Origin of the sequence: Romboutsia sp. 1001713B170207_170306_H8 (genome assembly GCF_015550495.1) — a bacterium.
Lineage (GTDB): Bacteria > Bacillota > Clostridia > Peptostreptococcales > Peptostreptococcaceae > Romboutsia_E.
The window spans coordinates 225,575-243,996 of record NZ_JADNAX010000001.1 but is presented as its reverse complement, the minus strand read 5'-3'; the positions used below and the strand labels follow the sequence as shown (position 1 = coordinate 243,996).

22 protein-coding genes are annotated in these 18,422 nt (G+C 28.0%); all 22 read right to left on the bottom strand.

Annotated elements, in window-relative coordinates; all coding sequences use genetic code 11:
- Positions 1–116: 116 nt before the first annotated feature.
- Complete coding sequence (gene recN / locus I2A66_RS01180; RefSeq protein ID WP_330615435.1) at positions 117–1,793, bottom strand: DNA repair protein RecN; 1,677 nt, start codon at positions 1,791–1,793, stop codon at positions 117–119.
- Between the two features lie 31 nt (positions 1,794–1,824).
- Positions 1,825–2,637 carry a TlyA family RNA methyltransferase gene (locus I2A66_RS01175; RefSeq protein ID WP_122638289.1) on the bottom strand — a complete coding sequence of 271 codons (813 nt, stop codon included), beginning with the start codon at positions 2,635–2,637 and terminating at the stop codon, positions 1,825–1,827.
- 16 nt (positions 2,638–2,653) lie between these two features.
- Positions 2,654–4,510 carry a 1-deoxy-D-xylulose-5-phosphate synthase gene (gene dxs / locus I2A66_RS01170; RefSeq protein WP_195250809.1) on the bottom strand — a complete coding sequence of 619 codons (1,857 nt, stop codon included), beginning with the start codon at positions 4,508–4,510 and terminating at the stop codon, positions 2,654–2,656.
- A gap of 244 nt (positions 4,511–4,754) precedes the next feature.
- The gene (locus I2A66_RS01165; protein ID WP_122638291.1) at positions 4,755–5,192 is read right to left on the bottom strand and encodes a divergent PAP2 family protein; all 438 of its coding nucleotides are present in this window, start codon (positions 5,190–5,192) and stop codon (positions 4,755–4,757) included.
- 9 nt (positions 5,193–5,201) lie between these two features.
- Positions 5,202–6,089 (bottom strand): polyprenyl synthetase family protein, encoded by an 888-nt coding sequence (locus I2A66_RS01160; protein ID WP_122638292.1) that lies wholly within the window; start codon positions 6,087–6,089, stop codon positions 5,202–5,204.
- A 2-nt stretch (positions 6,090–6,091) separates the two neighbouring features.
- Positions 6,092–6,307, bottom strand: coding sequence for an exodeoxyribonuclease VII small subunit (xseB, locus tag I2A66_RS01155; RefSeq protein ID WP_122638293.1), 216 nt, complete (start codon positions 6,305–6,307; stop codon positions 6,092–6,094).
- 2 nt (positions 6,308–6,309) lie between these two features.
- A complete protein-coding gene (gene xseA, locus I2A66_RS01150; RefSeq protein WP_122638294.1) occupies positions 6,310–7,518 on the bottom strand; it encodes an exodeoxyribonuclease VII large subunit in 1,209 nt (402 codons plus the stop codon).
- A 2-nt stretch (positions 7,519–7,520) separates the two neighbouring features.
- On the bottom strand, positions 7,521–8,489 hold the full coding sequence (locus I2A66_RS01145) for a Kae1-like domain-containing protein (protein ID WP_243113288.1): 969 nt from the start codon (positions 8,487–8,489) through the stop codon (positions 7,521–7,523).
- Positions 8,470–8,985 (bottom strand): transcription antitermination factor NusB, encoded by a 516-nt coding sequence (gene nusB, locus I2A66_RS01140; protein ID WP_122638295.1) that lies wholly within the window; start codon positions 8,983–8,985, stop codon positions 8,470–8,472. Before nusB ends, I2A66_RS01145 begins: the two co-directional genes overlap by 20 nt.
- Positions 8,986–9,060: 75 nt before the next feature.
- Entirely contained in the window at positions 9,061–9,465 is a 405-nt protein-coding gene (locus tag I2A66_RS01135) for an Asp23/Gls24 family envelope stress response protein (protein WP_122638296.1), read from the bottom strand.
- A 173-nt stretch (positions 9,466–9,638) separates the two neighbouring features.
- Complete coding sequence (locus tag I2A66_RS01130; RefSeq protein ID WP_147515568.1) at positions 9,639–10,310, bottom strand: SpoIIIAH-like family protein; 672 nt, start codon at positions 10,308–10,310, stop codon at positions 9,639–9,641.
- Between the two features lie 30 nt (positions 10,311–10,340).
- The gene (locus I2A66_RS01125) at positions 10,341–10,895 is read right to left on the bottom strand and encodes a stage III sporulation protein AG (RefSeq protein WP_147515569.1); all 555 of its coding nucleotides are present in this window, start codon (positions 10,893–10,895) and stop codon (positions 10,341–10,343) included.
- A gap of 14 nt (positions 10,896–10,909) precedes the next feature.
- Positions 10,910–11,491, bottom strand: coding sequence for a stage III sporulation protein AF (locus I2A66_RS01120; protein WP_122638299.1), 582 nt, complete (start codon positions 11,489–11,491; stop codon positions 10,910–10,912).
- Between the two features lie 11 nt (positions 11,492–11,502).
- Positions 11,503–12,687: a stage III sporulation protein AE gene (gene spoIIIAE / locus I2A66_RS01115; protein WP_122638300.1), complete on the bottom strand. Its 1,185-nt coding sequence runs from the start codon at positions 12,685–12,687 to the stop codon at positions 11,503–11,505.
- A gap of 14 nt (positions 12,688–12,701) precedes the next feature.
- Positions 12,702–13,079, bottom strand: a complete 378-nt coding sequence (gene spoIIIAD / locus I2A66_RS01110; RefSeq protein WP_243113296.1) for a stage III sporulation protein AD — start codon at positions 13,077–13,079, stop codon at positions 12,702–12,704.
- Positions 13,080–13,103: 24 nt separating this feature from the next.
- Positions 13,104–13,301, bottom strand: coding sequence for a stage III sporulation protein AC (gene spoIIIAC, locus I2A66_RS01105; protein ID WP_122638302.1), 198 nt, complete (start codon positions 13,299–13,301; stop codon positions 13,104–13,106).
- A gap of 10 nt (positions 13,302–13,311) precedes the next feature.
- A complete protein-coding gene (locus tag I2A66_RS01100) occupies positions 13,312–13,833 on the bottom strand; it encodes a stage III sporulation protein AB (RefSeq protein WP_147515571.1) in 522 nt (173 codons plus the stop codon).
- On the bottom strand, positions 13,823–14,791 hold the full coding sequence (spoIIIAA, locus tag I2A66_RS01095; RefSeq protein ID WP_122638304.1) for a stage III sporulation protein AA: 969 nt from the start codon (positions 14,789–14,791) through the stop codon (positions 13,823–13,825). Before spoIIIAA ends, I2A66_RS01100 begins: the two co-directional genes overlap by 11 nt.
- Before the next feature lie 108 nt (positions 14,792–14,899).
- A complete protein-coding gene (gene plsX / locus I2A66_RS01090; RefSeq protein WP_195250807.1) occupies positions 14,900–15,934 on the bottom strand; it encodes a phosphate acyltransferase PlsX in 1,035 nt (344 codons plus the stop codon).
- A 151-nt stretch (positions 15,935–16,085) separates the two neighbouring features.
- Complete coding sequence (rpmF, locus tag I2A66_RS01085; RefSeq protein WP_122638306.1) at positions 16,086–16,262, bottom strand: 50S ribosomal protein L32; 177 nt, start codon at positions 16,260–16,262, stop codon at positions 16,086–16,088.
- A gap of 13 nt (positions 16,263–16,275) precedes the next feature.
- Positions 16,276–16,803 (bottom strand): YceD family protein, encoded by a 528-nt coding sequence (locus tag I2A66_RS01080; RefSeq protein WP_195250805.1) that lies wholly within the window; start codon positions 16,801–16,803, stop codon positions 16,276–16,278.
- 160 nt (positions 16,804–16,963) lie between these two features.
- On the bottom strand, positions 16,964–18,160 hold the full coding sequence (locus I2A66_RS01075) for an acetate kinase (RefSeq protein WP_122638308.1): 1,197 nt from the start codon (positions 18,158–18,160) through the stop codon (positions 16,964–16,966).
- Positions 18,161–18,422 lie beyond the last annotated feature (262 nt).

The following is an 18,422-nucleotide window of genomic DNA, read 5'->3' as shown; positions in this document are numbered from 1 at the left end:
TGTATTCTCCTAAATTTTCTATTTATGTTTTTATAGTTCCTTAATTGTAAATTTTTATGCAAATACTGATTATTTTATAACTTAAATTATAAAAAATAAGGAGTATCTAATACTCCTTATTTTTTTGCCAATTCTATAATCTCACTGGCATGTTCTATTGTTTTTTCAGTTATATTGCTACCTGCAATAAGTCTAGCTATTTCATCACGTTTTTGGATATGATCTAGTTTTCTTATACTTGTAAATGTTCTTTCATTCGATGTATTTTTTTCTATACAATAATGAGTATCTGCATTTGCTGCTATTTGAGGTAAGTGAGTTATACAAATTATCTGTTTTTTCCTAGCTATTTGTGATAACTTTTCACCTACTATTTGCGCTGCTATACCACTTATACCCGTATCTATCTCGTCAAATACTAATGTATCTATTTGATCTATATCTGCTAATATAGTTTTAAATGCCAACATAAATCTAGACATTTCTCCTCCAGATGCAACTTTGTATATTGGCTTAATATCTTCTCCAAGGTTAAATGATATCATAAATTCCACATCATCTTTACCTTCTGAAGTAAAGTTACAATCCTCAAAGTTAACTTTAAATACTACATTTTTCATATTTAAACTTTTTAACTCTACTAGAAGTACTTCTTCTAAATTTGACGCAACTTTTTTTCTAGCTATACTTAAATTTTCAGCTTTATTTTTAAGTATTTTTTCAAGTTTAAGTATTTCTTTCTTTAGTTGATCCACTTTTTCATCTCTATTTAAAATTTCATTTAATCTATCTTTAGTTTTTTCATAAAAATCAAATATTTCTTCTATTGAGTTTCCATATTTTCTTTTTAAATTATTAATTTCATCTATTCTTATTTCTATTTGCTCTAATTCATATGGTTCAAAATCTATGCTATCTTTATAATTTCTTATTTCTCTAGATATATCCTGTAGTTCGTACATTATTCTTTCAACATTTTCATTATATTCACTTAATACTTTATCATATTCCGAAATAGAACTTAATTCTTTAGATGCATTACCTATTAAATCTACAGCATTTACACTACCTTCATATAAATGTTGATAGCTTAAGTTTAAATTACTATATATTTTTTCACTATTTCTAAATACATCCCTTTGCTTAAGCAAATCTTCATACTCATCTTTGCTTAAATTAGCTGACTCAATTTCATTTATCTGAAACTTTAATAAGTCTATTTCTCTTTGTATTTGCATATCATCCTTATTTTCAGTTAAATTGTTAAGAGCTTGTCTAACTTTAGTGTATTCTTGATACATATCCTTATACTCATTTTTCAAATCTATTAATTCATTTTCACCAAATAAATCTAAAAATTGTAAATGAGTTTCTTTATTAAATAAAGCTTGATTTTGATGTTGACCATGAATATCTATTAGAGTAGTTGCAATTTCTTTTAAAACTGATAGCTTTAAAGTTCTACCGTTAACTCTAGCTACACTTTTTCCATCGCTATATATTACTCTAGTTATAACTAGTAAATTATCTTCATCTAGCTCTATATCATATTTATCAAGAACACCCTTTAAGTGAACACTCTCTGAAGAAAATATAGCTTCAACGATTCCTTTTTCTGTACCCTTTCTCAAAAACGATCTATCATATTTTTCGCCTAAGCATAAACCTAGAGCATCTATTATTATGGATTTACCTGAACCAGTTTCTCCCGTTAATATATTTAAATTTTCATCAATTATTAACCTTAATTCTTCTACTAAGGCACAATTTTTCATATACAATTCAAGGATCACTTTAAAATCCCCCTTTATTTAAGTATAATTTTTATTTATTTAAATTATGAGAATCTTCAACTACTTTTAATACTTTTTTATCATAATCTTCTTTATTAAACTCATATCCATCATTTGAATTTTGTAAGTATATTAAGTACTCAATATTACCTTCTGGACCTTTTATAGGTGAGTAATCTAAATCTAATATAGAGAATCCTATTCCCACTGCAAACTCAGATATCATCTCTATTACCTCTATATGTGTAGACTTTTCTCTTACAACACCTTTTTTCCCGACCTTTTCTCTTCCAGCTTCAAATTGTGGTTTTATTAAAGCAACTACATGACCTCCTGGTCTAACTAATTCTTTAGCTTTAGGTAAAACTAATTTTAAAGATATAAAAGAAACATCTATAGATGCAAAATCTGCAAATTCCTTTGTATCTTCTATAGTAACATGTCTTATGTTTGTTCTCTCCATACAAACAACTCTTTCATCTTGTCTTAATTTCCAAGCAAGCTGACCATATCCAACATCTATAGAGAATACTTTTGTCGCACCATTTTGAAGCATGCAATCTGTAAATCCTCCTGTTGATGCACCTATATCCATACAAACCTTTCCATCTAGTGTTAGTCCAAAGTTTTTCATTGCTTTTTCAAGCTTTAATCCACCTCTACTAACATAAGGTATAGGATTGCCTTTTACTTCTATTTTGGCGTCTTCTTTTACATCTACACCAGCTTTATCACATCTTTGATTATCTACAAAAACAAGACCTGCCATTATAGCTTTCTTTGCTCTTTCTCTACTTTCAAAAAATCCTTGCTCTACTAATAATACGTCTATTCTTTTTTTCATAAAACTACCTTCCACACTATAATTTTTTTATTCTAGAAGCAATACATTTTGGTGATAAACCTACTGCTTCATACAGCTTATCTGAATTACCTTGATCTACAAAGGTATCATTAATTCCTATATTTTCAAGTTTAACATCATAATTATTATTTATAATAAAGTTATTTATTCTACTTCCAAAACCACCGGATAATGTATTATCTTCAATTGTTATTATTTTTTTATGTTCTTTACATACTTTATGAAGTAATTCTTCATCCATAGGCTTTAAAAATCTAGCATTAATTATAGTAGGATTTATATTTTCATTTATAAGCAACTCTTTTGCTTCTAATGCATGCTTTACCATATTTCCAATTGCTAATACAGCTATATCCTCACCTTCATCTATAACTTCATACTTTCCGACTTTTAAATTATTATATTCTCCTTTATTTAGGTAATAAGCATTTCCTCTTGGGTATCTTATTGCAACAGGTCCATTAACTTCTAAAGATAAATCCATCATTAGTTCTAATTCTTTACTATCTTTAGGAGCCATTACAGTTATATTAGGAACAATATTTAAGTAACTTAAATCAAACATTCCATGATGAGTTTCACCATCATTTCCTACTAAACCAGCTCTATCAATTAAGAAAGTAACATTTTTTTTAGTTATACATACATCATGTACTAATTGATCAAATCCCCTTTGTAAAAATGTTGAATACACTGCAAAATAAGGTTTCATTCCTTCTTTTGCTAGTCCTGAGGCAAATGTAACGGCATGTTGTTCTGCAATGCCTACATCATAGTATCTATTTGGAAATTCTTTCTCAAATAAATCTAACCCTGTACCTGATGGCATTGCAGCAGTTATAGCTACAATTTTATTATCTTTTTTTGCCATATTAATTAACTTCTCACCAACAGCTTGAGATATAGACTTGGTCGATGATGGTTTTACACCTTCTTTTATATCGAACTTTGAAACACCATGATATTTATCCGGCTGTTCTTCTGCATATTTATAGCCCTTACCTTTTTTAGTTATTACATGAAGCAAAACAGGACCTTGCTTATTTTTAGCTTTATTTAATATTTCAGTAAGTTCTTTAATATTATGTCCATCTATAGGTCCATAGTATTTTATTCCCATAGCCTCAAATAATTCACATTGTTGTGGTGTAAATTGACTTACAATACTATCTTTTACTTTGCTTGCTGTTTTATATATTAAATTACCTGCAGATGTAACCGTGAATATTTTTTCTACTTCATCTTTTACCTTATTCATAGTTGAATTTCTTATTATACTTGATAGGTATCTAGACATAGCTCCTACATTTTTATCTATTGACATCTCATTATCATTAAGTATTACTATCATGTTTGTATTTAAATAACCTAAGTTGTTTAAAGCCTCAAGAGCCATACCTCCAGTTATTGAACCATCTCCTATAACTGAAATCACATTAAAATCTTCCTTTTTTATATCTCTTGCACATGCGATTCCTAAACCTACTGAAATAGATGTACTACTATGACCTGTATCAAATATATCGTGAGGGCTTTCTACTTCCTTCGGAAAACCACTTAAGCCTTCAAATTGTCTTAATGTATCAAAACTATCCTTTCTTCCTGTAAGGATTTTATGTACATAAGACTGATGTCCTACATCCCAGATAATTTTATCTGTTGGACTTTCAAAAACCTTATGAAGAGCCAGTGTTAATTCCACTACACCTAAATTAGATGCTAAATGTCCTCCAGTTTTAGAAACTGACTTAACTAAAAATTTTCTTATATCTTTAGCAAGTATATCTAGTTCTTCATTTGTCATGCTTTTTATGTCTTTAGGACAGTTTACTTTATCTAAATATTTATACATTTACCTTCACCTTTTATTTGATTTATTTTATAAAACCGATTATTTATAACTAATAAATACTTTATACTATTTTTTATAATTCCCTTATATATAAAAAAGTCTTCCATAGAAGACCAAATAACACATATAGTTTCTATGTAGTTAGAAAAATGAATATATCTTATTATTGCCTAAGATATATTCATTTTATAACTTATTTATAAAACATTAGAAATTATATCATATAAACTTATTTTTTTCAATTTTATGCCATCACTAGAGCTACTAATACTCCTAATATAGCCCCCATCCATACTTCTACAGGAGTATGTCCTATCAACTCCTTTAGCTTTTCTTGCTCAATATGTTTTCCATGATGTACATCATCTACTATTTGATTTAATATTGTTGCTTGCTTTCCTACTGCTCTTCTAACTCCAGATGCATCATACATTATAATTAAAGCAAATACTACAACTATTGCAAAGTCTGTAGAGTTAAATCCTCTTTCTAACCCAACTAATGTTGCCAAGCTTGTTACAAAAGAACTATGAGAGCTCGGCATCCCTCCAGATGTAAGTATTCTAGCTAGATCTATACGTTTTGATTTTCCTGTAAATATTTTTATGAATTGAGCTAAAAAACAAGCGAATATACTTATGCCTAAAACTTTGTTGCTAAAAATTTCTGAAAAAAAGTTCATTTTTCCTCCTTAATACTCTCTATCTATGATATAATCGGCCAAACCATCTAAAAATCCACTGTCTTCTTTTAAACCTTTAATATTTTCTTTAGCTTCATCAATAAGTTGTTTCGCAACTAATTTTGATTCATCTAACCCTAGTATTGATGGGTATGTTGACTTATGATTTTCTATATCACTACCTACATGTTTACCAAGCTTAGACTCATCGCCAATTATATCTAATATATCATCAACTATTTGGAATGATAATCCTATATTCCTTCCATATCTAGTTATTTTTTCCAATTCTTCTGCATTAGCATTACCTATTATTGCACCCGCCCTCATACATCCAATAATAATCGCAGCAGTTTTATTTAAATGGATAAAATCCAATTTATCTTTAGATATTGTCTTATTTTCACTTTCAACATCTACAACTTGTCCACCTATCATACCGTGTATACCCGAACTTTTTGCAATTTCGTTAATTGCTCTTAAGTATTTTTGTGGATTTTCTTTATTTATTGAATTAGATAACATTACTTCAAAAGCGTAATTTAAAAGTGCATCTCCAGCAAGAACTGCCATTGCGTCTCCAAAAACCTTATGATTAGTAGGTTTTCCTCTTCTTAAATCATCATTATCTAAGGCTGGAAGGTCATCATGTATTAGTGAGTAAGTATGTATCATTTCTATAGCTACAGCAAATGGTAGTACATCTTCTTCATTTCCTCCTACTATTTTACAAGCCTCTAAAGTTAAAATTGGTCTTAATCTTTTTCCACCAGCTTTTAAACTATAGTTCATAGCTTTCATTATAGTTGCTTGATATCCTTCTTCTTTTGGCATATATTCATTTAATAAAGATTCTATATATTTAGATTTTTCTTTTAGAGACTCTTTGAATTCCATACTTATTCCTCCCTCATATCTAAGTCTTCTTCTACTCCTAGGGCATTAAATTTACTTATTTTTAATTGAGCATCTTCCAGTAATTTATTACAATATTTATAAAGACTTATTCCTTCTTCATATAAACTTAATGATTCATCTAAGCTTGCACCCTTAGACTCTAGCTTTTCTAAAATTCCTTCTAATTTTGTATAAGCTTGTTCATATGTTAAATCCATATCTATACCTCTTTTTTACTTATTATTTTTTCTATAATACATTCTACATTTCCATCTTTTAATATTATATCTATATCATCTTTAAATTTTACTTCTTTAATGCTATTTATAACTTTACCTTCTTTTTGAACTATACTATATCCTCTATCTATTGTAGATAGCGGACTCAAGTTATGAAGTATAGCTCCAGTATTAGCTAATCTTTGCTTCTCAAACTTAAGATTATTTTCGACTTCAAAATTTATTTTATCATATATTTTGTCTAATTGTATAATATTATCTTTTATTATGTATGATTCTAGGTAATTATTTATCTTTTCAAAGGCTGAATTTAACCTATGTTTATCTATTTGAACCTGGCTATTTAAAGATTTATTCATTCTATTTTTTATATTATTTAATTTAAACTCTAAATCATTTAAAGATGGGGTTGCTATTTCTGCTGCTGCTGAAGGAGTCGGAGCTCTCATATCAGATACAAAGTCACATATTGTAAAATCTGTTTCATGTCCTACTGCTGATATTATTGGTATTTGAGAATTAAACACTTCTCTAGCAACGATTTCTTCATTAAAAGACCAAAGTTCTTCTATTGATCCTCCACCTCTACCTACAATTATAGTATCTACATTTTTCATATTGTTAAAAAATTTAATTCCTTCACAAATATCATTTGCAGAATTGGCTCCTTGTACATTTACTGGATATAGCTTTATATCAATTTTAGGATACCTTCTTTTTATAACATTTATTATATCCCTTATTACTGCGCCTGTAGGAGAAGTAACTACACCTATTGCTTTTGGTATTTTAGGTATGGCTTTTTTATATCTATGATCAAATAAACCTTCTTTACTTAATTTTTCTTTTAATTTATTAAATTCTATATAAAGATTTCCTACTCCCTCTATTTCAATTGAGTTTATATATAATTGGTAAGATCCATCTCTTTCATAAACAGATATGTATCCACTAGCAATTATTTTAATACCATCATGTAAATCCATACTTTTATCATAATTATTTTTAAATATAACACAGTTTAACTTAGAGTTTTGATCTTTTAACGAAAGATACACATTTCCACTGCTATGTATTTTTAAGTTTGATATTTCGCCTTTTACTTTAAGGTTATATAATATTGGGTCATTTATTAGAATTCTTTTTATATATGAATTTGCTTCACTTATATCTAAGGCTCTTAATTTCATATCTACTCTCCTAAGTAAAAGTTTTTTAAACCTATTATTGCACATCCTACTGCATTATCAGTTGAATATTCACTTTTAGTAAAATATGATTCTATTTTATTCTTCCTTAATTCATTTTTAACCTTATTAGATACATATTTACTTGCAGATACTCCACCTGCAAACACAACTTCATCTACATTGCACTTTTGGCTTATATATAATATAGATTTTATTATATTTCTAGATATAGTATCTAATAATAATTTACTTATATATTCTTGGTTATAATCATTTATAATTTTATTTATCTGATTCTCTATACCAGATAAATTCATATATCCTTCTTTTACAGATGTCTTTAGTCCATATTCTATTCTTTCATTACAATTCATAGCATTTTCATCTAAATATTTTCCTGCTGGAAACTTATATCCCATTTTAACTCCGATTCGGTCTATAAGCTGTCCAAAACTTACATCCTTAGTTCCACCAACTATTTCTATATCATAATTTAAACCGTTATTATTTATTAAAAGAATTTCAGTTGTTCCTCCAGACATATGTACAGATAAAAACTTATTTTTATTTTTAATCATATTAGTTAAAAGGCTTGCCTCAATATGATTCTCTTGATGAGTAGTTTCATAAAAAGGACAATTATTTAAGGTACTAAATAATCTTCCAAAATTACTACCAACAGTAAAAACAGGCATATATGACTTTTCTACTGGTCTTGGTTTTGTTGATGCACATATACCACATACATTATATTTTTCAATTATAGAACTTATTTCACTGCTTATTTCACCTAAATTGTTAATATGCTGAAAAACAGCTTCACTTTGCCTTAATCCATTTGAATTATCTTTAACTTTAAGCATTATTTTTTTATTAAATATTACTTCTTTATCTAAAGATATAGCTGCTATAGAAGTTGTATAGCAGCTAGTATCAATTCCGATTATTATATTATTTTGCTTCAAGTTCACTTATAACGCTTCCTAATATACCATTTATAAATTTAGGAGATTTATCATCACAGTATATTTTTGCAAGTTCTATCGCTTCATTTACAGAAACCTTTTGTGGTACATCATCTATTGCAATTATTTCAGCTATAGCTAATTTTAATATAGCTAAGTCTACTTTTGCTATTCTATTTACCGTCCAGTTTTTTGCATTAGAGTTAATTAAAGCATCTATCATTTCATTTTTTTCTTCTAATGTTACACATATTTTCTTTATGTATTCTTTATCTATTGCTTCGTCTATATTTATACCATCTAAACATAACTCTGGATTGTTTGAGTGTTGTAGTCTTAACTCCTCATATCTATTTAAGATGTATTCTTCATTATTTTCTATGAATTGATCAACTAACATGTCTAAATCCTCTACGTCCTCTTTTGTTATGCTAGTTTGGTAGATTAATTTCATTGTATATTCTCTACTAGTTACTTTTCTTGATATATTTTCTTTTTTCATCAGTCAAATCCTCCTTCAGTCTTTATTATATACGTTTTGCAATAAAAAACCCTCTGATTTTTCAGAGGGTCCATATTAATTTTTCTTAGATTCTTCTTTCTTAGCTTCTTTTTTTGCAATCTTTGCTTCTTTCCTTGCTTCTTCTAGCTCAGTTTTTTCTTTCTTGAAGCTAATTCCTTGAATATGTATATTTACTTGAGAAACTTTTAATCCTGTCATTGTTTCAACAGTATTTTTTACATTTTCTTGTATCTTTAAAGCTATATCTGGTATTGATATTCCGTAATCTATTAATACCATTATATCTAAGTTAACGTCCTCGTCTTCTATTTGTATCTTTACACCATTATTGTTTTTTAATAGTTTGTCCGTAAAAGTTGTGATAGTCTCTACGCCTTCAACTTCTAGTGCAGCAAGGCCTGCTATAGTAGCTATTACATCATTAGATATTTTAACTTGTCCAAAATTATTATTTTCCATGATAAATACTTACCCCCTATTTAAGGAACTATTTTATATTTATAATACCAAATACTATTAAACTTTGCAAGAAAATAAACCTCAGTAAATTCTGAGGATTATTTTCAACTATAATATATTTATATATTAACCACTTTATTATTTTTCTAATCAATATGATTTTTTACATAATATTATTCACTTTTATTATTCATTACTTTTATATTTTCATATTTTACACCAGATTGTTCTGCTACTAAGTCAAATATTTTAGCTGCATCTTCTTTTTCTAATTCATTTTCATTTACGACTACATTTACTACATCATCATTTATGTATACTAAAGCATTTTCAAATCCTTTTGTGCTTAACAAGTTTTCTATTTTTAATTCAGTTTCTTGATCTTTAACTAATTTTAATTTCATCTCAGAAGCTTCTTTTCTTGTTTCTTCTGATGTTGATGGATTGTTTATCATTTCATTTAAGTCTTCTGCTAAATCATTTCTTTGTTTTTCTCTAGTCATTTTCATGTCTAATATGTATGAAGATTTTTGCATATTTGCTTCTGATGTTAATTGTTCTTCTATCTCTTTACTTGTTTCAGTTACCTTCTCTTCAACTTGGCTAGTATTAGTATCCGTAGTATCAGCACTTTCTTTAATTGAATTACTATCTACTATATCAACTTCTGTACTATCACTCTTATCTGAGTTTTTATCTAGTTGTGCTTGTTCATAAGCTTTAAATTCTTCTGAAACACCTAACGCTGACTTCTTGCTAAGTTGATAATTTGCCACCCCAACAACAACTAACATAGCTGATAATGTTATTACTACAAATCCTCTGTTTTTATAATTAAATTTCATTTTTATCCCCCCGGTTATATATATATTTATTTATTTTGAGTAAATCTCAACTTGATGCCCTTGTATTTGTAATGCTGTTTGGACTGCACTATAAAGCGTTTCTTTTACTTTAGAATCCGTTGCTCCGCTTGAAACAACTATTACACCCTTAACTTTAGCTTCGTTAGTCTTTAATATAATTGGAGTATTTGAACTTGAAGTTATGATTGTTTTATTTTCACTTTCAGTTGTAACTGTTCTTTCACCACCTTGAGAGTCTTTTTCTTGAGTTGTCTCAGTTGTAGTATTGCTATTATATGCTGGTTCTTGTTCTTCACTTGATTCAAATGTGATCATTACATCTACGTCTCCAGCTCCACTAATTTTAGATAATATTTTTTGCAATTTTTTTTCTAAATCTTCTTCTTCACTAGATTTTACTTCTTGTGTATTTGGCTCTTGTGCTTGTGATGTATCATTATTGTCGCTTATATTTTTATTATCAGGAATACAAGATATTATTATTAAAGCTAGTACACAAATAATTCCCAAAGATAATAGAGAGTATATCTTTTTTTTATCTTTTTCATTTAAGTTTTTAAACATTTACTCAACCCCTATTAATCAATTTCTATAGTTTCAATTGAAACATCAAGTATTTTGACTAAGTCTTCTTTAAGTTCATCTTCTTTTAGATTTCCTTCTAATTCTTTTTTATCACCTTCATCTTCGTTAAATACTTGTTCAGTTTTTTCTTTTTCATTAGATTGTATGTCCTCTTTTTCACTTTTATTACTAATATTTTTTTCTTTTAGTTTTATATTACTAATATCCGATCCGTCAAACTCTATATCTTCTAGATCATATCCATATTCGTCTAGCTTTAACTTTAACACTTCTTTTAACCCATCTTCATATCCATTAACTAAACTATTAGTTCCGCTTTTACTTGCAAGATTATTGCTACTTTCTAAATATTCTTTATTATAGTCGCTCATTACCTTTAAGATTTTATCTTCTAAAGAAGTGTTTCCTGAGAAAAAATTAATTATGGGAGTTATAACTATAAATACAAATATAAAATTTACTACAACACTTATATATGGTTTCATTTTAGATTTTGGTAATATCATATCGACTATACCTACTATAAATGCACCTATCAAAATTGTTATAATCCACGACTTCAAACCTTCCATCATAAAGTTCCCCCCTATTGAGTTACTGCACTTATTGATGTTAGTATTGCAACAGTAACAAAAAACATAATCATAATAGCAATTACACAAGCAAGCATTATAATCATTAAGTTTGATACATCATTCAAAAAACTAGACATTCCATCTTCACCTACAGGCTCTACTACAATTGCAGCTGCCTTATATACCACTATTACTGATAATACTTTTATAATTGGTATTAAACAAATACCAACTAATAAAACTAGTCCTATTCCTCCGAAAACATTTTTTATAAGTTGAGATGAAGATAGTAATATATCTACTGAATCTGATACAAATCCTCCAACTACAGGAATAAAATTTCCAATTGCAAATTTAGCTGTTTTTACACTAAACTTATCAAAGCTGGTTACATATATTCCTTGAATAGATACTAATCCTAAATACACAGTAAACATAGCTCCTATAGTAACTATATTTATATTTTTTATGAAAGATGCTAGTTTATTTAACTTTATACTTTTTGATAAATTATTTATTATTAGAACTGAAAATGCTATTGTTATAGATGCAAACATAAACTTTTTAAAAATAATATTTATTAAAGTTACTCCACCTAAAAATATTGGGTTTAAAGCTGTTGATGTTATTGAAAATCCCATTAAAGTTAGAAATGTTATTAATATTGGCATTAATACTTGCATTAGCTCGATTGTGTTATCTATAGTTTTATAGCAAATACTTAAGACATCCTTAAATCCAATCAAAGTAAGAGATACCATAGTAATAAATATAATATAAGTTGTTATTTTGCTTATATCTCCTGATGAAAATGAGTTTTCTAAGCTTTTTAATATAGAAGATAATAAAGCTAGTACTAAAATTATAGTTGCTACTCTTAAACTCGTTTTAAACTCACTAAATATTGTAGATACGATTTTATCTTTATCAAATAAATCTAATATATTATTTTCTCCACTAATTAGGCCTTTTACAAATTGTTTTAAATCTATATTTTGAACCGCAACATCTTCTCTTATATATTTTTCTATTTCACTTATATTTATATTACTAAGTTGATTATCTATATAAGAATCAATACTGCTTTGGGCTCCTTTGTAATCCTCACTATTTTCATTATCTTGTGCAAAACACATTGTAAATGTATTAAATACAATAAATAAGATAATAAAAATAACTAATTTATTTTTTTTCATAAGTAATCATTCTCCTATGGTATTATATTTAATATCATTTCTACTATTGATAAAAGTATAGGGAATGACATAGTCATAACTATCACTTTTCCTCCAAACTCTAACTTTGATGCTATATTTTTTTCTCCACAATCATTACAAAGTTGAATAGCAAACTCCATAATATATGCAATACCAATTAATTTTATTATTAAAGTTATATACATATTGGGTATATTCGCTTTATTAGCTAAATCTTGTATTCCCTCTATGATAAAGTTTAATTTAAATATTACAGATAGTAATATAATTACACCTGTAATTATAGCTATAAAATTTGCGATTTCTGGTCTATCTTTTTTTATTACTAAACAGAGGGTTGTAGAAATTATAGCAATACCTACTAACTGCATTACTTCCAAGATAATCCCTCCTCTTTAGTAAAGCTGAAACATTGTTCTAACAGTATTAAATAAATCACTTATTTCAGTTAATACTATTCCTAAAACTATAATTACACCTGCTAAGTTAGTAAAAGTTGCCCAGTCTTTCCTATCTGCCTTCTCTAAAACCATGTTAAGCACCGATATTAATATTCCTACACCTGCAACTTTTAATATTAAAGTTATATCCATGATTATCCTCCTATATTAAAATTATTCCTATCCCTATTCCTAAAAACATAATAAGTTGCTTGTACAAATTTCCTTTTTTGCTTATATCTTCTTTACTATCTGTAGTTAAATTCTTTAAATTTTCTACACTAAGGTTTATCATTCTTTCTTGAGATGTAACATCACTTTTACCTAAAGTAAGTATCAGCGTTTTTAACTCGTCCACCTCCTTGTTTTGTAAATATGTTTCATTAGTTAAAATAAATAAATTATCCTCTACTATTTCATCTAAAACTTTCTCCTTATTACTATTTAAATCATTTGCTAAAGCTTTAAAGAACTTGTAAAAACAATATTCTTTTTTCTCTCCTATTCGACTAAATATTTCTTCTAATGTATATAACCCAAAGGATAAATCTATCCTTATTATCTCTAATATTCTTATGAGATCATTAATCTCTTTATGCCTCTTTATATAAGACTTATGTATAAAATCACCTATTAGATAGCTACAACCTACTAGAATTCCTATAATAATAACTTTAATTTGCAAAATACCATCTCTTTTCTTCTAAATCATAAATTTTTTCTACCGTTCCTGGGCCTTTTCGTGCAGATAAAATTATAACCTTCTTAAATAGTTCTTTGTCTAATAAGCGACTTAATTCCTTTCTTCCTTGTATATCATCGATAGAATTACCATGTACCGTAGTAATTAGGCTTACACCGCCATTTAAAGCTGTATATAATGCCTTTATTTCTTTTTCATTACCTATTTCATCAGTTACTATTATATTAGGTGACATAGACCTTAAAAGCATCATTATTCCTATATCCTTAGGGCAGGTTTCTATAATATCTGTTCTTATACCTACATCCATCTGTGGAACACCTAAATATGCTCCTCCAATTTCATTACGTTCATCGATTAATGCAACCTTCATTCCTTTAAATCCATACTTTTTATTACCATTACTTAAATTTCTTACTATATCTCTAAGCAATGTTGTCTTTCCACACTGAGGTGGTGATATAATCAAAGTATTATTTACTTGATTTTCTCCTTTGACAATATGTTCTAACACTTTATCAGAACACCCTATTATTTCTCTTGAAATCCTTATATTTAAAGATGATATATGCTTAATATTTTTTACTTGTCCATTTTCAAGTATTACCTTACCAACTATTCCAACTCTATGCCCACCTCTTAATGTTATAAATCCTTTTGTTATATCGTCCATAAATGTATGAATAGAATATTTACATATTATTTGAAAGGTTTGTTCTATATCTTCTCTTGTAACTATATATGGCGTATTCATATTTAGGTCTAATTCATTTTCTTTTTCATTATAAAAATAATCTTTATTATTAGAATTTAAAATAAGTGGTTTTCCTGACCTTAATCTAATTTCTTCTATATTAAGATTACTTTTAGGTAGTTTTTTTATTTTTTCTCTTAAGTTTAACGAAAGAGAGTTTATAATTTCATCAGATATAATTTTCATATCTTGTCCTCCTTTCTCGTTTATATATGTATATTTACTTGTCCTATAAATTATTACAAGTCTTAAAAATAAAAAATAAAGCTACCTAATATTAGGTAGCTTTATTTTTTATTTCTCTTCATTTTTTATTTTTTTAGCTTCTTCTTTCTCTTTAGATTCTTGTACAAAATTCTCTATGTCTTTTAAAACATTACCTTTAGCAAATTTTATACCTTGGTTTATAGCATTTTTTATAGCTTTAGAATTTGAACTTCCATGAGCTTTTATAACGCCTCCATTTACCCCTAATAACGGAGCTCCTCCATATTCAGAGTAATCCATAAAATCTTTTAATTCTTTTAAATCATTTTTTAATAACATTGCACCTAGCTTTCCTTTTGTACTAGATAAAAATGTTTCTTTTAAAAGTTTCATAACTGACATTGCTACACCTTCTGCTGATTTTAATAGTATATTACCTGTAAATCCATCACATACTATTACATCTGCTTTAGCATTTATAACATCTCTAGCTTCTAAATTACCTATAAAGTTTAAATCCATACCTTTAATTTCTTCATAAGACTGCTTTACTAGCTCATTTCCTTTACCTTCTTCTGATCCTATGTTTGCTAATGATATTTTTGGATTTTCTATACCTAAAACTTTTTTCGAATATATATTTGTCATAGCTGCAAATTCTACTAAATTTCTAACCTTGCAATCAGCGTTAGCTCCACCATCTGCAATTAAAGTCATTCCTCTTTTTACGTTTGGTATTGCTGGACAAAGACAAGGTCTATCTATTCCCTTTATTCTACCTACTACAAATAACCCTCCTGCAAGTAAAGCTCCTGTGCTTCCTGCAGATACTATGGCATCAGCCTTACCTTCTTTTACTAATTGTAAAGCAACTACCATAGATGAGTCTTTTTTACTTCTTATTGCTTTAACAGGCTTATCTTCATTTTCAATTATCTCTGTCGTATGTATTATCTCTAGTTTACTTTTATCAAACTCATAATTAGAAAATTCCTTTTCTAATATATCTTTATCTCCAGTTATTATTATATCTACATTATATTCTTTAATTGCACTTACAACGCCTTCTACGTTGGATTTAGGTGCATTATCGCCACCCATTCCATCCACTACAATCTTCATAATAATCTTCCCTCCTAAATTTGTATTATAAAATCACTTACCTTATATTATAAATCAAATTTATAAATTTAACTCTAAATGAGCACTAATATATTATTAAATACAAGTAAAAAAAAACATGTAGAGTAATCTACATGTTTTCTAGAAGTTATTATTTAGAAACAACTTCTTTACCTTTATAATATCCGCAATCAGGACACACTCTATGTGGTAATTTTGGCTCATGACATTGAGGACAACTTACAAATCCAGTTGCAGTCATTTGTGAGTTAGCCGCTCTTCTCATTTTAGTTTTTGATTTAGACGTTTTACGCTTTGGTACTGCCATTTACGCCACCTCCTTAGTCATTTTTAAACAAATCTTTTAATTTAGCAAAACGGGGATCTATAATCTCCTCGTCGTTCGCAGTTTCATCACAAGAACATTCTTCTTTATTTAAGTTAGCTCCGCACCCTGGGCAAAGACCTTGACAATCTTCATCACAAAGTACTTGTGAAGTTAAATTAAAATCTATAGTCTGTTCTATTATATCAAGAAGATTTACTTCTTGTCCATCATATATGAAAGCATCATCATACTCAAAACTATCTTCATCAAAGTCTTCTTTTACTAAGAATCCTTGTATGTCATAGTTAACAGGTACTTCCACTTCATCTAAGCATCTTGAACAGTTGTCCATAAGTGTAAAATTAACATTAACATCGATATATAAACCTTTGTTAGTGTTTGATATTTTACCCTCTACATTAATAGGTGAAGTTAGCTTATATGTGCTATCACAATAATTAATAGTATCAATTTTTTGAGAAAAATTCAAGTCTAATTTATCAGTTTCTCTTCTGTTTAATTTATCTAGACTAATAATCATCTTTTCACCTCAATAATATTGCCAAATTTATTATACAAATCTCCTCATTGTTTGTCAAGTATTTTTACTTGATAGATAAATTTGTAAATAATATGAAAATAAGTTAAGGTAGGTGATTAACCTACCTTAACTTTATTATATCCAATTAAAGTATTTTTAATTATTTAACTAAAGCTACAGTATCTCTAGCTATCATTAATTCTTCGTTAGTTGGTATTAATAATATTTTAACTGCAGAATCTTCTGTAGATATTACTCTTTCTTTACCTCTAACTTTGTTAGCTTCTTTATCTAACTTCATTCCTAAGAATTCCATATTTGAAGCTATAGCTTCTCTCATGTCTATTCCATTTTCACCTACACCAGCAGTAAATACAACAGCATCAACACCGTTCATTTCAGCAGCATAAGATCCTATATATTTCTTAACTCTTTGAGCATAAGCATCTAAAGCAACTTGAGCTTTTTCATCACCTTTAGAAGCAGCATCTTCTATATCTCTGAAGTCACTTGATATACCAGTCATACCGTATACTCCAGATTGCTTGTTCATTACGTTATCTATTCCATCTGCATCTAAGTTTTCTTTTCTCATTAAGAATGGTATTATAGCTGGATCTATATCTCCACATCTAGTTCCCATTATTAATCCTTCTAATGGAGTGAATCCCATAGAAGTATCTACACATTTTCCACCATCAACAGCAGCTATAGAAGCTCCATTTCCTAAGTGGCAAGTTATTATTTTAACATCTTCTATGTTTTTACCTAGCATAGCAGCAGCTCTTTGAGATACATACTTGTGAGAAGTTCCGTGGAATCCGTATCTTCTTACACCGTACTTAGAGTATAACTCATGAGGTAAACCATATAAGTAAGATTTTTTAGGCATTGTTTGATGGAAAGCAGTATCAAATACAGCTACCATTGGTACTCCTGGAAGTATAGCTTTACAAGCATCTATTCCCATTATGTTTGCTGGGTTGTGAAGTGGAGCTAAATCTATACATTCTTTTATTGTATTTTCAACTTCTTCAGTTATTACTACTGATGAAGCGAACTTTTCACCACCGTGTACAACTCTGTGTCCAACAGCTTCTATTTCGCTCATTTCTTTTACTCCACCGTAAGTTGGATCAAGAACAGCGTCTAATACTAATTTTATAGCATCTTCATGGTTTTTCATTGGTTGTTCAACTATGTACTTACCTTCTACACCATCTTTTTCTTGCTTAAGTATAGAACCTTCTATACCTATTCTTTCAACTAAACCTACACATAAAACAGCTTCATTTGACATATCTATTAATTGATATTTTAATGAAGAACTACCACAGTTTAATACTAATACTTTCATTAGTATACCTCCTTAAATTTTATCAATATCTTTTAACAAGTCTATTAAGACTTTAAATTTAACAATTTTTGTACGATTTCTAAATGAAATTTTGTATACAGTAAACATTTATCATAATTAATATATCACTTTTTATATTAAAAGTACATAGTATTTACAGAATATTTAATGTATATTTCAAAATACTTTTCCTAGGTATTATTTTTCTCTATTTAACCTAATATTATTATATGAATATTAATTATTTTAAACTTATTTAACT

Excerpts from the sequence above, each read along its gene's own strand:
- I2A66_RS01175 (WP_122638289.1), bottom strand. The coding sequence starts at position 2,637 with ATGAAAAAAAGAATAGACGTATTATTAGTAGAGCAAGGATTTTTTGAA.
- dxs (WP_195250809.1), bottom strand. The coding sequence starts at position 4,510 with ATGTATAAATATTTAGATAAAGTAAACTGTCCTAAAGACATAAAAAGC.
- I2A66_RS01165 (WP_122638291.1), bottom strand. The coding sequence starts at position 5,192 with ATGAACTTTTTTTCAGAAATTTTTAGCAACAAAGTTTTAGGCATAAGT.
- I2A66_RS01160 (WP_122638292.1), bottom strand. The coding sequence starts at position 6,089 with ATGGAATTCAAAGAGTCTCTAAAAGAAAAATCTAAATATATAGAATCT.
- xseB (WP_122638293.1), bottom strand. The coding sequence starts at position 6,307 with ATGGATTTAACATATGAACAAGCTTATACAAAATTAGAAGGAATTTTA.
- xseA (WP_122638294.1), bottom strand. The coding sequence starts at position 7,518 with ATGAAATTAAGAGCCTTAGATATAAGTGAAGCAAATTCATATATAAAA.
- nusB (WP_122638295.1), bottom strand. The coding sequence starts at position 8,985 with ATGAAAAAAGAAAATATATCAAGAAAAGTAACTAGTAGAGAATATACA.
- I2A66_RS01135 (WP_122638296.1), bottom strand. The coding sequence starts at position 9,465 with ATGGAAAATAATAATTTTGGACAAGTTAAAATATCTAATGATGTAATA.
- I2A66_RS01130 (WP_147515568.1), bottom strand. The coding sequence starts at position 10,310 with ATGAAATTTAATTATAAAAACAGAGGATTTGTAGTAATAACATTATCA.
- I2A66_RS01125 (WP_147515569.1), bottom strand. The coding sequence starts at position 10,895 with ATGTTTAAAAACTTAAATGAAAAAGATAAAAAAAAGATATACTCTCTA.
- I2A66_RS01120 (WP_122638299.1), bottom strand. The coding sequence starts at position 11,491 with ATGATGGAAGGTTTGAAGTCGTGGATTATAACAATTTTGATAGGTGCA.
- spoIIIAE (WP_122638300.1), bottom strand. The coding sequence starts at position 12,687 with ATGAAAAAAAATAAATTAGTTATTTTTATTATCTTATTTATTGTATTT.
- spoIIIAD (WP_243113296.1), bottom strand. The coding sequence starts at position 13,079 with ATGCAGTTAGTAGGTATTGCTATAATTTCTACAACCCTCTGTTTAGTA.
- spoIIIAC (WP_122638302.1), bottom strand. The coding sequence starts at position 13,301 with ATGGATATAACTTTAATATTAAAAGTTGCAGGTGTAGGAATATTAATA.
- spoIIIAA (WP_122638304.1), bottom strand. The coding sequence starts at position 14,791 with ATGAAAATTATATCTGATGAAATTATAAACTCTCTTTCGTTAAACTTA.
- plsX (WP_195250807.1), bottom strand. The coding sequence starts at position 15,934 with ATGAAGATTGTAGTGGATGGAATGGGTGGCGATAATGCACCTAAATCC.
- rpmF (WP_122638306.1), bottom strand. The coding sequence starts at position 16,262 with ATGGCAGTACCAAAGCGTAAAACGTCTAAATCAAAAACTAAAATGAGA.
- I2A66_RS01080 (WP_195250805.1), bottom strand. The coding sequence starts at position 16,803 with ATGATTATTAGTCTAGATAAATTAAACAGAAGAGAAACTGATAAATTA.
- I2A66_RS01075 (WP_122638308.1), bottom strand. The coding sequence starts at position 18,160 with ATGAAAGTATTAGTATTAAACTGTGGTAGTTCTTCATTAAAATATCAA.